The organism is Nocardioides sp. NPDC057767 (assembly GCF_042798275.1).
Taxonomy (GTDB): Bacteria; Actinomycetota; Actinomycetes; order Propionibacteriales; family Nocardioidaceae; genus Nocardioides.
On sequence record NZ_JBHVKJ010000061.1, the window covers coordinates 1 to 13,121 of the forward strand.

Below are 13,121 nucleotides of genomic sequence, written 5' to 3' on the forward strand. Positions count from 1 at the left end.
CCGTCATGACGAGCCGACTCGGCGATCGTGTGGGTCAGAACGAGCCGGGTCGGCTACCGGCGGGCGACCCCGTCGACCCGAGCGGCCTCGGCGACCGCAGCGGAGACGGCCGGACCGACGCGCGGGTCGAACGGCTCCGGGATGATCTTGTCCGCGGACAGCTCATCGCCGACCAGCGCCGCCAGCGCCTGGGCGGCGGCCAGCTTCATGCCCTCGGTGATCGAGGAGGCGTGCACGTCGATCGCCCCCCGGAAGATGCCGGGGAACGCGAGCACGTTGTTGATCTGGTTGGGGAAGTCCGAGCGACCGGTGGCGACGATGCTGGCGTACTTGTGCGCCACGTCGGGGTGGATCTCGGGGTTCGGGTTGGCCATCGCGAAGACGATCGCCTGGTCGGCCATGGTTGCGACGAGCTCCTCGGGCACCGTGCCGCCGGAGACCCCGACGTAGACGTCGGCGCCGGCGAGCGCCTCGGCCAGCGAGCCGGTGCGGCCGGTGACGTCGGCGGTGACCTCGGCGATCGCCTTCTTCGACGCGGTCAGGTCGGAGCGGGTCGAGGAGATGACGCCCTTGCGGTCGAGCAGGACGAGGTCCTTGATGCCGAACTCGAGCAGGATCTTGGCGACCGCGACGCCGGCGGCACCTGCACCGGAGATCACCACGCGGGTCGACTCGGGGTTGCGGCCGGTCAGCTTCAGCGCGTTCATCAGCGCCGCGAGCGTGACCACGGCGGTGCCGTGCTGGTCGTCGTGGAAGACCGGGATGTCGAGCGCCTCCTTGAGGCGGTCCTCGATCTCGAAGCAGCGCGGGGCGGAGATGTCCTCCAGGTTGATCCCGCCGAAGGAGGGCGCCATCCGGATGACGGTCTCGACGATCTCGTCGACGTCGGTGGTGTCCAGGCAGATCGGGATCGAGTCGACGCCGCCGAACTCCTTGAACAGCACCGCCTTGCCCTCCATCACCGGCATCGCGGCGGCGGGGCCGATGTCACCCAGGCCGAGCACGGCGGTGCCGTCGGTCACGACCGCGACGGTGTTGGGCACCCAGGTGTAGGTGTGGGCCAGCTCGGGCTGCTCGGCGATCGCGGTGCACACCCGGGCGACACCGGGGGTGTAGGCCATCGACAGCGAGGCCTTGTCGGAGACCGATGCGGTCGCCGCGATCGCCATCTTGCCGCCGCGGTGGAGCTCGAACACCGGGTCGCCGTCATAGGCGGTGGTCTCGGTGGACAGGGTGGACTCGGTCATTGGGGGCCTCCAGAAAACTACGGACTCGGACGTCGGGCGGTCGAACGCGAGCCGAAGGGTGGAGCCGCGCAAGGCGCCATCTACAGGGATGTGTTGCCCGGATGGCAGTTTCCCACAGGCTACCGGAGGAAGCGGTTGATGTTTCCTACAGGTGACGAAGCCCTCATCTGGAGCCCTCGTGCAGAGTCTCGCCCAGGCGCCCCGGGCGCGGCCAGAGCCGGGCCACGACGACGCCGAGCACGTCGTCGTCCACGACCGGACCCCTGTGCCGGGAGTCGATCACGCCCGGGGCGGCCGGGTTGTCCGAGAGCAGCCACCACCCGGTGCGGCCGGAGGCGGTCGTACGCCGCTCCACCGCCCGCTTCACGACGACCGCCCCGTCGGCGAGCCGGGCGACGACCACGTGGCCCGGCACCGGCGTACGTCCGTAGGCGACCCACAACCGGTCCCCCGCCCGCAGCGTCGGCTCCATCGAGACCCCGACGACCTTCGCCATCCCCCAGGTGTGTCGGGGTGCCCTGGCCGCGATGTCTTCCATGCGGAGTAGTGTCGCAATCCGTAGGACACATGAACACTCTTTGAGAGGACCCGCATGTTCGCGCGACTTTTCGCTCCCACCATCGAGGTCTCGGCCCACTGCGACCTGCCCTGCGGCGTCTACGACCCCGCCCAGGCCCGCATCGAGGCCGAGTCCGTCAAGGCGGTCATCCAGAAGGCCCTGGACAGCGACGACCCCGACTTCCGCACCCGCGCCGTCATCATCAAGGAACAGCGCTCCAACCTGGTCAAGGAGCACCTGTGGGTGCTGTGGACCGACTACTTCAAGCCCCCGCACTTCGAGGCCTACCCCCAGCTCCACACCCTCGTCAACGAGGCCACCAAGCTCGCCGGCGCCTCCGGCACCAAGGGCACCCTCGACCTCGAGACCGCCGACAAGCTCCTCGCCAAGATCGACGAGATCGCCGAGATCTTCTGGGCGACCAAGAAGGCCTGAAGCCTTCTCACATCAGCTCGTACGCCGCGGCCGCTCCGTTCCGGAGCGGCCGCGGTGGGTTTCGGCCCGGCGAGACCCGTCTCGTTGCATAATCATCGGGACTCCCACGGAAGGACTCACCACACAGATGCCCCAGGTCGAGCTGCGCCTTCCCGCAGAAGGCGCCTACGTCTCCGTGCTGCGTACGACGACCGCCGCGCTCGCCGCGCGCCTCGACTTCACCCTCGAGGACATCGAGGACCTGCGGATGGCGATCAGCGAAGCGGCGGCGATCTGCCTGGAGTGCGCCGCGGATGACGCCCACCTGGACGTCGTCTTCGACCTCGGCGAGGACACGATCGCGGTCACCGTGACCACGACCTGCGACGCCGAGGCCGAGATCGACGAGGAGAGCTTCGCCTGGCAGGTGCTCACCACGCTGGCCAGGGAGGTCACCGCCACCCCCGACGGCGACCGGCTCAGGATCTCGCTGGTCGCGGGAGCGACCCCGCTTGGAGCCGCGCGCTGACATGGCGCAGGAGACGATTCGGTCGTCGAGGTCCAGGAGCACCAGCGAGGTGGAGGACGCTCGCGCACGCTCCCGCGAGCTCTTCACGACGCTCGCCGGCACCGACCTGAGCGACGCCGAGCGCACCGCCGTGCGCGAGGAGCTGGTCCACCTCAACATGGCGCTGGTGGAGTACTGCGCCTCTCAGTTCTACGGTCGCGGCGAGCCGCACGAGGATCTCGTCCAGGTCGGCGTGGTCGGCCTCCTCAACGCCGTGGACCGCTACGACCTCGCCCGCGACGTGGAGTTCTCGACCTACGCCGTGCCGACGATCCTCGGCGAGATCAAGCGCTACTTCCGCGACAGCCGGTGGGCCGTCAGCGTTCCGCGCCGCCTGCGCGACCTGCAGCAGAACCTGCGCGACGCGACCGCCGAGCTCTCCCAGGAGCTCGGCCGCTCCCCCACGGCCCGCGATCTCGCCACCCGCCTCGGCGTCAGCCTGGAGACCGTCGTCGAGGGTCTGGAGTCCAGCAACGCGTACGCCGCGCTGTCGCTCGACTCCGCGAGCGACGAGACCGCGCCGATGCTCGACTCGTTGACCGCTCACGACCTGCGCCTCGACGACGTCGAGGTGCGGGAGTCGATCAAGCCGGTGCTCGACAGCCTCTCCGCGCACGAGAAGCAGGTGCTGATGCTGAAGTTCTTCCGCAACAAGACCCAGACCGAGATCGCCGGCGAGCTGGGCGTCTCGCAGATGCAGGTCTCCCGGCTGCTCAACCGCTCGCTCAAGCAGCTCCGCAAGGCGCTGGAGGAGGATTAGCCCCTAGCGCTCCTCGAGCGCTGCGATGCTCGGCGGCGCGAAGACGCCGACGAGGGCAACGACCGCGACCAGCGCGAACCCACCCGCGACGGCGAGGTCCTCACGCAGGTTCCACGCCAGCCCGAGCACGATCAGCTGGACGAGCACGAGCGGCGCGCGCGACCAGGACTCCAGGCGCCAGAACATGGCGGCGCACCAGCCGATCCCGGCGGCACAGAGGAGGAAGAACAGCCCGCCCGCGATCGCGGTGGTGGGCGAGGCGGCGTCCCGGATGCGTACGAACTCCAGCGCGCCCCACAACAGCATCGCCGCGGCCTCCACGCCCGCAGCGACCACGGTCAGCAGAAGAGTCCAGGGGCGATGCGGCGCGGTCACCTCAGCAGCCTAGAACCCGGGCCAAGACTCAGAAAATCGGCGAGAGCATACACCACGCGATTTGCGGGTAACTCACCGCGTTACCGAAATGTCTAGCCCCAGGAAGACTGAGTGTTACGGTCCGGTGACGAACCAGACACTGGTTAGGGGTTGTTTCGGCGTCCATTTCTTGGAACTCTAGAGACAGCACGCACGTGAAGACATTCACACATCCCCGCCACGTGCCCACTCGCAGGGTCTCGCAGCACCAGGGCCTTGCCCATCCTACGTCAGAAAGAGGGTCTACCCAGCCATGGATTGGCGCCACCGTTCGGCTTGTCTCGATGAAGACCCGGAACTGTTCTTCCCCATCGGAAACACCGGTCCGGCCATCCTCCAGATCGAGGAAGCCAAGCAGGTCTGCCGGCGTTGCGACGTCCGGGAGCAGTGTCTTCAGTGGGCTCTTGAGGCCGGTCAGGACCACGGCGTGTGGGGTGGACTGAGCGAGGACGAGCGTCGTGCGCTGAAGCGCCGCAACGCCCGCTCCCGTGTCCGCACCGCCGTCTGACCACCCCCTAGAGGCCATCAACCCCTAGAGATCCACCTAAAGTTCCAACGGCAGCTCGACCGAAGCTCTCGCTCCATGGCCATCAGGCCGGGGCCCCAACGAGAGCCGGCCACCGAGCTCCCCTTCGACGAGAGTCTTGACGATCGACAGCCCCAGGTTGGTCGAGGTGTCGAGACTGAACCCGTCGGGTAGTCCATGACCGTCGTCCTCGATGGTCACCTGGAGATGCCCGGCGGGTTGTTGTCGTACGGACATCACGATCGTGCCCGTCTCGGGATCGCCGGGACCGCTGCCTCGGTAGCCGTGCTCGACTGCGTTCTGCAGCAGCTCGGTGACGATCATCGCCATCGGCGTGGCCACCTCCGAGGGCAGCGACCCGAACGAGCCCTCGCGGCGCACCCGCACCGTGACGCCGACCGAGGTGACCTCCCCGACCATGGAGGCGAGCCGGTCGGCGATCTCGTCGAACTCGACGGTCTCCTCGACCGCCTGCTGCGAGAGGATCTCGTGGACCAGCGCGATCGATCCGACACGCCGTACGGCCTCGTTCAATGCGTCCTGCGCCACTCCGGAGTCGACCCGGCGCGACTGCATCCGCAGCAGCGCGGCCACGGTTTGTAGATTGTTCTTCACCCGATGGTGGATCTCGCGGATGGTCGCGTCCTTGGTGACGAGCTCGCGATCGCGGCGGCGCAGGTCGGTGACGTCGCGCAGCAGCACCAGCGCACCGATCGCCTCGCCACGCGGCCGAAGCGGGATCGAGCGCATGATGATCGCCATCACGCCGGTGTCGATCTCGGTGTCGCGGTGGGCCCGCCCACCGAGCACCGCGCTCAGCGTCTCCTCGTCGGGGCGCTTGCGCGGGGGCACGAGCGCACGGGTCATCCCCGCCAGCGACTGCCCCGCCAGGTCGCCGGAGAGGCCCAGCCGGCGGAAGACCGAGAGGGCGTTGGGGCTGGCGTAGTCGACGACGCCGTCGGCGTCCACCCGCACGAACCCGTCGCCCACCCGAGGGGTGTCGGTGTGGTCGCTGCGCTGGCCGACCGCCGGGAAGTAGCCGTTGGCGATCATCTGGGTCAGGTCGGCCGCGGTCTGCAGGTAGGTCAGCTCGAGCTTGGAGGGCGTACGTACGCCCAGCAGGTTCGTGTTGCGGCTCAGCACCGCGATGATGCGGCCGGCCCGGCGCACGGGGATGGTCTCGACCCGCACCGGGAGGTCGTCGCGCCATTCCGGGTCACCCTCACGCACCAGCCGGCCGGCGTCGACGGCGTTGTCGAGGGTGGCGTGGCGGCCCTTCGGCACGAACATGCCGACGATGTCGTCGACGTAGGCCGTCGGGCCCGTCGTGGGGCGCATCTGACCGGCCGCCCAGAAGCCGTTGCCCGACTTGTCCGGCAACCACAGGACCAGGTCGGCGAAGGAGAGGTCGGCCAGGATCTGCCAGTCGGCCATGAGCAGCTGAAGCCACCCGACATCCTCGCTGTCGAGGTCGGTGTGGTTCTGGGCAAGCTCACTCAGGGTGGGCACGGGCACAGCGTAGATGTAGACCTTGGTAGGGCATTGCGCGGGTCGGATGTCCACGCGCGGCGGGGTTTGGCAGGATGTTCCCCATGTCGGAGGCGTACTGGCGGGAGGTTCACTCGACCGGTCTCGCCGTACCCACGGACCGGCCCCTGGGCGATCTCACCATCGAGCTCACCCGGATGCTCGGCGACCCCGACCCGGACGTACGCAGCGGGCTGGCCGTGCCCGCCCTGTCGACATGGATCCAGCGCGGTGTCTACGACGACCTGCTCGCAGGTCTGGGCGACGGGATGGCAGCCGGCCTCGTGGTCGGGCTCGGTGACTCCGGCAACAACGGCGTCTTCCGCCGAGCCTCCTCGGTCGAGGCTCTGGCCGAGTGCATCGCCCGCGACAACGCCCGTTCGCTGGTGCCTGCGGGGAAGGTGCTGGAGTGGGGCGACCGGATCGCCACCTGGCTGCTGCGCGAGCGGGATCTGCGCGCCTTCGTTCCCGAGCGCGGCTGGGCGCACGCCGTCGCCCGCGGCGCCGACGCGCTGGGCACCCTGGCCGCCTCCGAGCATCTCGGCAAGCCCGAGCTGACCGTGATCCTCGACGTCGTCGCCGACCGGGTGCTGGCCCGCGGGGACACCATCTACGCCCACGGCGAGCCCGATCGGCTGGCCGCGGCCACGATGTCCGTGCTGCGCCGCAACCTGGTCCCGCTCAACATCATGGAGCCGTGGATCAACCGGATCGTCACCGTCGCGACCGCCACCCCGGAGACACCCGACCGCGACCCGTTCCTGCTCACCGGCAACGCCGAGGCGTTCCTGCGGGCCCTCTACATCCAGCTCGCGCTCAGCAACGACACCCCGCAGATCCGCGGCGACCTGCTGCTGGTCGTGGTCGCGGCGCTGAAGAACTCCAACCGCGCCTACCTGACCTGAATTGGCTCTCACGCACCTGGCTTTGAGAGACTGTCTCGAGGCCCCTCGGGGTCCACGTACCCCAATGGAGGAGATCATCATGGGCAAGACCGGTCGCAAGCGCCGCGCGCGCCGCAAGAAGGGCGCGAACCACGGCAAGCGCCCCAACAGCTGAACACGGCTGTTAACTGACGTGAGAGCCCCAGCCGGTCGGCTGGGGCTCTCGTCGCGTCTGTGGCTGTTTCAGGACCTCGTGCGGAGCTCCTGGATCTGCACCATGATCTTCGCGCGCAGCTCACCCGGAGCGACCTCGGTGCACGAGCGGGCGACGACCGCCTTGACGATGCGCTGCTGGTCGTAGGTCTCCAGGCAGGGGTTGCAGCTCTGCAGGTGGAGCTTGACCTGTTCGGCGTCGGCCTCGGCGAGCTCGTTGTCGATCAGGAAGACGATCTGCTCGAGGAAGTCCGCGCAGTCGCTGGGAGAGGCGTCGTGTTTGTGGGCACTCATGACGCACCTCCACGAGCGCCGGTGAGGTCGTTGGTGCGTACGTAGTCGGAGAGAAGATCGCGCAGCTGGCGCCGGCCGCGGTGCAGCCGCGACATCACGGTGCCGATCGGGGTTTCCATGATCTCGGCGATCTCCTTGTAGGCGAATCCCTCGACGTCGGCGAGGTAGACAGCGAGCCGGAACTCCTCCGGAAGTCGCTGCAGGGCGTCCTTGACCTGCGAGTCGGGCAGGTGCTCGAGCGCCTCCATCTCCGCAGACTTCAGACCGGTCGAGGTGTGTGACTCGGCCCGGGCGAGCTGCCAGTCCTCGACGTCCTCGGACATCGACTGCTGCGGCTGCCGCTGTTTCTTGCGGTAGGTGTTGATGAAGGTGTTGGTGAGGATGCGGTAGAGCCAGGCCTTCAGGTTGGTGCCGGGCTTGAACTGGTGGAAGGAGGAGTACGCCTTCGCGAACGTCTCCTGCACCAGGTCCTCAGCGTCGGAGGGGTTGCGGGTCATCCGCATCGCCGCCGAGTAGAGCTGGTCGAGGAAGGGCAGCGCATCCCGCTCGAAGCGCAGCGCGCGCTCCTCGGGCGTCTCGGTGGCCAGGTCGACCTCATCGTTGTTGTCGCTCATCACGTCCCAGGGTACGCGCGTGAGGATCGGGGCGCCCATCGGCGACACGTTCTCCGCAGGGCGTTCGAGGAGGATGGTCATGCTTCATGAACACCGCGGCGGCCGCCAAACATTCCCTGCTGTCAGGGATCCCTGCAGGCGGCCGCCGGCTACATCAGGACGTCTGCAGGACGAACATGCTCCACGAGGCCGGAGGAAGCTCGGCCTCGAGTGCGCTACCCACGACCTTCGCCGAGTCGAACGTCTTCGGCACGACCCGGTCGGGATCCTCCATGCTGTTCACCGCGAACAGGTCCTCGCCGCCCAGGACCGTCGCCTCGACCAGATCCACGCCGCCGAAGTAGCGCACGTCGGTGGAGAAGGTCACGGACTCCGACGGATGCCGGTTGACGACGAACACCGCCACCCGGCCGTTCTCGGGGTCGTGGGTCGCGACGGCGTCGAGGACGGAGACGTCACCGTGTTTGGCGGTCGCCATCGTCGGAGCGACCACCCGCGGCTCGAGCACCTCCCCCTGAGCGAACCGGGCGGTCAGCGCGAACGGGTGGAAGATCGACTGCCGCCACGCCGGCCCGCCGGGCTCGCACCTGATCGAGCCGATGGTGTTGACCAGCTGGGCCTGGCAGGCGGCGGTCACCCGGTCGCTGTGCTTGAGCAGCGTGATGAGCAGGGAGCCGACGACGACAGCGTCGAGCGCCGTGTAGGCGTCCTCGCTGAGCCGAGGGGCGGAGGTCCACTCCGTCGGGGTGCCCTCCTGCTGGAACTTCTTCAGGTACCACACGTTCCATTCGTCGAAGGAGATGTTGATCCGCTTCGGCGAGGAGAGCTTCGCCCCGATGTGGTCGGCGGTCGCGACGACCTCCCGGATGAAGAGGTCCATGTCGACCGACGAGGCGAGGAAGCTTGCGACGTCCTCGCCCTCGAGCTCGTAGTAGGCGTGCGCCGAGACGAAGTCGACGTCGTCGTAGGTGTGCTCGAGCACGGTCGCCTCCCACGCACCGAAGGTGGGCATCGAGCGGCCCGAGCTGCCGCAGGCGACCAGCTCGAGGTCGGCGTCGAACTGTCGCATGCCTCCGGCCACCTCCTTGGCCAGGCGGCCGTACTCCTCGGCGGTCTTGTGACCCAGCTGCCAGGGCCCGTCCATCTCGTTGCCGAGACACCACATCCGGATGTCGTGCGGCTTGTCAGCGCCGTGCGCGATACGCCGGTCGGACAGCTCGGTTCCGCCGGGATGGTTGGCGTACTCCAGCAGCTCGAGCGCCTCCGCCAGGCCGCGGGTCCCGAGGTTGACCGCCATGATGGGCTCGATCCCGGCCTTCCTCGCCCAGGTCATGAACTCGTTGAGACCGAACGCGTTGGTCTCGATGGTCCGCCAAGCGAGGTCCAGACGGGTCGGCCGCTGGTCGCGCGGCCCGACTCCGTCCTCCCACTTGTAGCCGGAGACGAAGTTGCCGCCGGGGTAGCGAACGGCGGTGACCCCGAGCTCGCGTACGAGATCCAGTACGTCCCCGCGCAGGCCGTCGTCGTCCGCCGTCGGGTGCCCTGGTTCGAAGATGCCGCCGTAGACACATCGACCCATGTGTTCCACGAACGACCCGAAGATCCTCCTGTTGACGGGGGCGACGGTGAACGCCGGATCGATCGTCAGCTTGCCGTTCTCCATGGGTTCCTCTCTCTGGTCTGGGCAGCGGTGTCCCGGGCGCCGGCTGCACGCCGGCGCCCGCAACCCTCGACAGCTACTCGAGCTGGTTCTCCAGGTCGGCCTGCGCCTGGTCCAGCGCCTCCTTGGCCGGGACGCCGTCCCCGAAGACCTGGTTGTACGTGCTGGTCGTGAACACCTCGTCGACCTTGGGCAGGTTCGGGTCGGCGAAGGACTCGAAGTGGCCGATGTCGCCCTTGACCTCGTTGAGCACGTCGAAGAGGTTGGTCCGGAAGTACACGTTGTACTTGTTCTCCGGGTTGTGAGTGACCTCCTTGTCCTCCCACACCGACATGTTCACCGGGTCGAAGCCGAGCTCCTCCCACACAGCGACGTTGGCCTCCGGAGACAGCTTCGCGAACGCGAGCCACTCCATGGCGAAGTCCTTGTCCGGGGAGCTGTCGATCACCGCGGTGCCGGTGCCGCCGCCACCGATCGTGGCGACCTCACCGCCCTCGATGACCGGCGCGGGAGCGATCGCGATGTCGCCGGCAAGGTCGGGCATGTAGTCGACGAACCGGGAGGTGTACCAGGCCGGGTAGACGACAGCGGCATACTCGCCGTCGTTGATGGGGCCGTAGGCCTCCTCGATGTCCGGGCTGCCGCCCGGGATGGTCGAGAGCGCTCCGGCCTTCTGCATCTCCTGCAGCATCCCGACCGCCTCCACGACCTCCGGGCTGTTCACGGTGACATTGCCGTCCTCGTCGAACAGGTTGCCCCCGAGCTGCGCCATGATCAGCGGCTGCACGATGTTCGTGTCGGTGCTGGCGATGCCGAACGCCTTGCCGGTCGCCTTGTTGTACTTGGCCCCGGCCTCCTTGAAGTCGTCCCAGGTCTCGATGGTCTTGTAGTCGACCCCGGCCTTCTCCATCAACGGGACGTTGTAGAAGGCCACCTGAGCCCCGACGTGGGTCGGGTAGCCGAGCTGCTTCCCCTCCCGGTTGTACAGGTCCATCCTGGCCTGCACGATGTCCTCCTCGTACGGCTCCGCGGCCTCGGACAGGTCCGCCAGCGGCGTACGCCCGTCCTCGGTGACGAAGTTGGAGAACTTGTTCACCTCGATGTCCACGACGTCCGGGAGCCCCTTGCCCGAGTTCACCGCCAGCTGGAGCTTGTTGTGCATCTCGTCGTACGGGAAGACCGTGACGTCGAGCTTGATCTCTTTATCGGGGTTCTTCTCGTTCCACGCGTCGGCCATCGCCTCGTAGTAGGTGCCGTGCAGCTCGGCGAACACCCACATGTCGATGCTGGTGCGGCCCTCTGCGTCAGGTCCGCCTTCCTCCTCGGAGCCGCCGCAGGCGCTCAGCGCGAGCGTCGCGGCGAGTCCTGCGGCGAGGAGGGAGGTGATTCTCCGCGTTGTCGTCATGGTTTCTCTCCATCTGTGAGGTTGTGCACGGGGTCAGCCCTTGAGCGCCCCGGCCGTCATCCCAGCGACGAAGAACCGCTGGAACAGCAGGAAGAGCACCAGGACGGGCAGGAGCGAGAACAGAGATCCGATGATCAGCAGCTCGTAGTTGTTCTCGTGCGGGGTGAGCAGGGTGTTGAGCCCGATCGGAAGGGTGAACTTCGACTCCGAGCGCAGCACCAGCAGCGGCCAGAGGAAGTTGTTCCAGATGATCATCCCGTTGAGGATGGCCATCGCCGCGAACGCCGGTTTCGCCACCGGCACCACGATCTTGAAGAAGATGCCGAACTCCGTGGCGCCGTCCATCCGGCCCGCCTCGAGCAGGTCCTTCGGGATGCCGAGGAAGTACTGCCGGAAGTAGAAGATCGTCACCGCGGCGGCCAGGAAGGGCAGCACGATCACCGAGTAGGAGTCGTCCAGGCCGACGTCGTTCACCAGCACGTACAGCGGGAGCATCATGATCTCGAACGGCACGGCCATGAGCAGCAGCACGGCGATGAACAACGCGGTCTTGCCCTTGAACTCGTAGACCGCGAAGCCGTAGGCCACGAACGAGCTGACCAGCAGCGTCCCTGCCACCTGTACGACGGTGAGCAGGATCGAGTTCGCGAACCAGCGGAAGTACGGCCCGGAGTCGGTGAAGAGCATCACGTAGTTGTCCAGGGACAGCGAGCCGGGATCGACGTCGAGCGAGAGTCCCCGCCGGATGACGTCGTTGCCGTCCTGGAACGTCGCGACGAACATGATCAGCAACGGAGCGAGCACGACCAGGGTCAGCACCAGCAGCAGCCCGGTCTGGACGGAGCCGTGCAGCCAGTACGGCAGCTGGATCCTCGTGCGGGTAACCGGCTCGGCACTCAAGACGCGTGCTCCTTCTTGAAGGTTCCGCTGAGCGTGAGGAACGTGAGGTTGATGGCCATGATGACCACGACGAGCACGACGCCGACCGCGGAGGCGAAGCCCAGGTCGTTCTGCTCGATCCCGCGCCGGTAGAGGTAGCCGATCACGGTGAGACCCTGGTCGTTGGGCGAGGCGTTGCCGCGGTAGAGCATGAAGCTCTCCAGGAACATCGCCAGACCGCCGTACACGCTGATGGTGGTGACGTAGACGATGGTCGGCTTCAGGTTGGGCAGGGTGATGTGGAAGAACTGCTGCAGCGTGCTGGCGCCGTCGATGGTCGCGGCCTCGTAGTACTCCTCCGGGATGGACTGCATGCCGGCGAGGAAGTAGAGGATGTTGACGCCCGTCCAGCGCCACATCGCCAGCGCCAGCAGGGCGACCAGCCCGCCGGTGTCGATGCGGAGCCAGCGGACCGGGTCGAGACCGAACAGCCCGACGATCTGGTTCATCAGCCCGGTGCCGGTCTCGGCGAACATCAGCCGGAAGATGATCCCGGCGACGACGACGGAGGTCAGTGCCGGCACGAACATCGAGGCCTTGAACACCGCCTTGACACGGTCGCTGCCGATCTTGGAGTTGATCAGCGCAGCCAGCACCAGCGGGATCGGGATCAGGAGCGCGATGGTCAGCACCATGTAGCGGGCGCTGTTGAACATCGCCTTCCAGAAGAGCCGGTCCTGCCAGAGCCGCTGGTAGTTGTCGAGTCCGATGAAGGAGGCCTGCCCGAACACCACCTCCTGGGTGCTGAGCAGGAAGGTACGCGCGAGCGGGAGCAGCCAGAAGGCGAGGAGCGTGATCACGAACGGCGCGATGAAGAGGTAGGGCGCCGCCTTTCGCGAGTACATCAGCCGCCGGAGAACGACCATCAAGGACTCCTCTTCGCTGAGGCATCACACGCGGGTGGGGAACCCACCGGTTTACGACGATGTATGTCTCTCACCAGCAGGTTTACTACGTGGTAATCAACGCTTATCCTTGTCCTGCCGTCAGACCCCTGTCAAGACCCGAACGTGACATTCGCCACATGGAGTGTCCGAAAGGGCAAGCGGGACGGACGAAAAACACCGATGTAGGCTGCCTCTGAACCGGGGGCACGA

The 13,121-nt window shown here is 67.3% G+C and carries 16 protein-coding genes; 6 read left to right on the forward strand and 10 right to left on the reverse strand.

Features of this window, described 5'->3' with window-relative positions; translation table 11 throughout:
* Positions 1–53: 53 nt before the first annotated feature.
* Together ACFVDI_RS24100 and ACFVDI_RS24105 are read right to left on the reverse strand one after the other, a co-directional pair.
* Complete coding sequence (locus ACFVDI_RS24100; RefSeq protein ID WP_378911307.1) at positions 54–1,247, reverse strand: NADP-dependent malic enzyme; 1,194 nt, start codon at positions 1,245–1,247, stop codon at positions 54–56.
* Positions 1,248–1,410: 163 nt separating this feature from the next.
* Positions 1,411–1,785: a S24/S26 family peptidase gene (locus ACFVDI_RS24105; protein WP_378911308.1), complete on the reverse strand. Its 375-nt coding sequence runs from the start codon at positions 1,783–1,785 to the stop codon at positions 1,411–1,413.
* 54 nt (positions 1,786–1,839) lie between these two features.
* On the opposite strand from ACFVDI_RS24105, the gene sodN reads away from it, so the two are divergent.
* From sodN to ACFVDI_RS24120, 3 genes are all read left to right on the forward strand, one after another.
* Complete coding sequence (gene sodN, locus ACFVDI_RS24110) at positions 1,840–2,241, forward strand: superoxide dismutase, Ni (protein ID WP_378911309.1); 402 nt, start codon at positions 1,840–1,842, stop codon at positions 2,239–2,241.
* 127 nt (positions 2,242–2,368) lie between these two features.
* Positions 2,369–2,749, forward strand: coding sequence for an anti-sigma factor (locus tag ACFVDI_RS24115; protein ID WP_378911310.1), 381 nt, complete (start codon positions 2,369–2,371; stop codon positions 2,747–2,749).
* Between the two features lie 49 nt (positions 2,750–2,798).
* Entirely contained in the window at positions 2,799–3,548 is a 750-nt protein-coding gene (locus tag ACFVDI_RS24120) for a SigB/SigF/SigG family RNA polymerase sigma factor (RefSeq protein WP_378911312.1), read from the forward strand.
* Positions 3,549–3,551: 3 nt separating this feature from the next.
* Here ACFVDI_RS24120 and ACFVDI_RS24125 read toward each other — a convergent pair whose 3' ends face one another.
* Entirely contained in the window at positions 3,552–3,923 is a 372-nt protein-coding gene (locus ACFVDI_RS24125) for a hypothetical protein (RefSeq protein ID WP_378911313.1), read from the reverse strand.
* 292 nt (positions 3,924–4,215) lie between these two features.
* Between ACFVDI_RS24125 and ACFVDI_RS24130 the strand changes: the two genes are divergently transcribed.
* Entirely contained in the window at positions 4,216–4,470 is a 255-nt protein-coding gene (locus ACFVDI_RS24130) for a WhiB family transcriptional regulator (RefSeq protein WP_008362075.1), read from the forward strand.
* Between the two features lie 36 nt (positions 4,471–4,506).
* Here the strand turns inward: ACFVDI_RS24130 and ACFVDI_RS24135 are convergent, their stop codons facing one another.
* Positions 4,507–5,997, reverse strand: a complete 1,491-nt coding sequence (locus ACFVDI_RS24135) for a sensor histidine kinase (protein WP_378911314.1) — start codon at positions 5,995–5,997, stop codon at positions 4,507–4,509.
* A gap of 83 nt (positions 5,998–6,080) precedes the next feature.
* On the opposite strand from ACFVDI_RS24135, the gene ACFVDI_RS24140 reads away from it, so the two are divergent.
* The gene (locus tag ACFVDI_RS24140) at positions 6,081–6,920 is read left to right on the forward strand and encodes a DUF2785 domain-containing protein (RefSeq protein ID WP_378911315.1); all 840 of its coding nucleotides are present in this window, start codon (positions 6,081–6,083) and stop codon (positions 6,918–6,920) included.
* Positions 6,921–6,999: 79 nt separating this feature from the next.
* A complete protein-coding gene (locus ACFVDI_RS24145) occupies positions 7,000–7,074 on the forward strand; it encodes a 50S ribosomal protein bL37 (protein ID WP_370249596.1) in 75 nt (24 codons plus the stop codon).
* Positions 7,075–7,142: 68 nt separating this feature from the next.
* Here ACFVDI_RS24145 and rsrA read toward each other — a convergent pair whose 3' ends face one another.
* The 6 genes from rsrA to ACFVDI_RS24175 form a co-directional block, all read right to left on the reverse strand.
* Positions 7,143–7,406 carry a mycothiol system anti-sigma-R factor gene (gene rsrA / locus ACFVDI_RS24150; protein WP_378911316.1) on the reverse strand — a complete coding sequence of 88 codons (264 nt, stop codon included), beginning with the start codon at positions 7,404–7,406 and terminating at the stop codon, positions 7,143–7,145.
* The gene (locus ACFVDI_RS24155) at positions 7,403–8,101 is read right to left on the reverse strand and encodes a sigma-70 family RNA polymerase sigma factor (protein ID WP_378911317.1); all 699 of its coding nucleotides are present in this window, start codon (positions 8,099–8,101) and stop codon (positions 7,403–7,405) included. The genes rsrA and ACFVDI_RS24155 overlap by 4 nt, the downstream gene beginning before the upstream one ends.
* Positions 8,102–8,174: 73 nt before the next feature.
* Positions 8,175–9,683 (reverse strand): alpha-N-arabinofuranosidase, encoded by a 1,509-nt coding sequence (locus ACFVDI_RS24160; protein ID WP_378911318.1) that lies wholly within the window; start codon positions 9,681–9,683, stop codon positions 8,175–8,177.
* 73 nt (positions 9,684–9,756) lie between these two features.
* Positions 9,757–11,085, reverse strand: a complete 1,329-nt coding sequence (locus ACFVDI_RS24165; protein ID WP_378911319.1) for an ABC transporter substrate-binding protein — start codon at positions 11,083–11,085, stop codon at positions 9,757–9,759.
* A 33-nt stretch (positions 11,086–11,118) separates the two neighbouring features.
* The gene (locus tag ACFVDI_RS24170) at positions 11,119–11,985 is read right to left on the reverse strand and encodes a carbohydrate ABC transporter permease (RefSeq protein ID WP_378911320.1); all 867 of its coding nucleotides are present in this window, start codon (positions 11,983–11,985) and stop codon (positions 11,119–11,121) included.
* A complete protein-coding gene (locus tag ACFVDI_RS24175; RefSeq protein ID WP_378911321.1) occupies positions 11,982–12,890 on the reverse strand; it encodes a carbohydrate ABC transporter permease in 909 nt (302 codons plus the stop codon). The genes ACFVDI_RS24170 and ACFVDI_RS24175 overlap by 4 nt, the downstream gene beginning before the upstream one ends.
* Between the last annotated feature and the right edge of the window lie 231 nt (positions 12,891–13,121).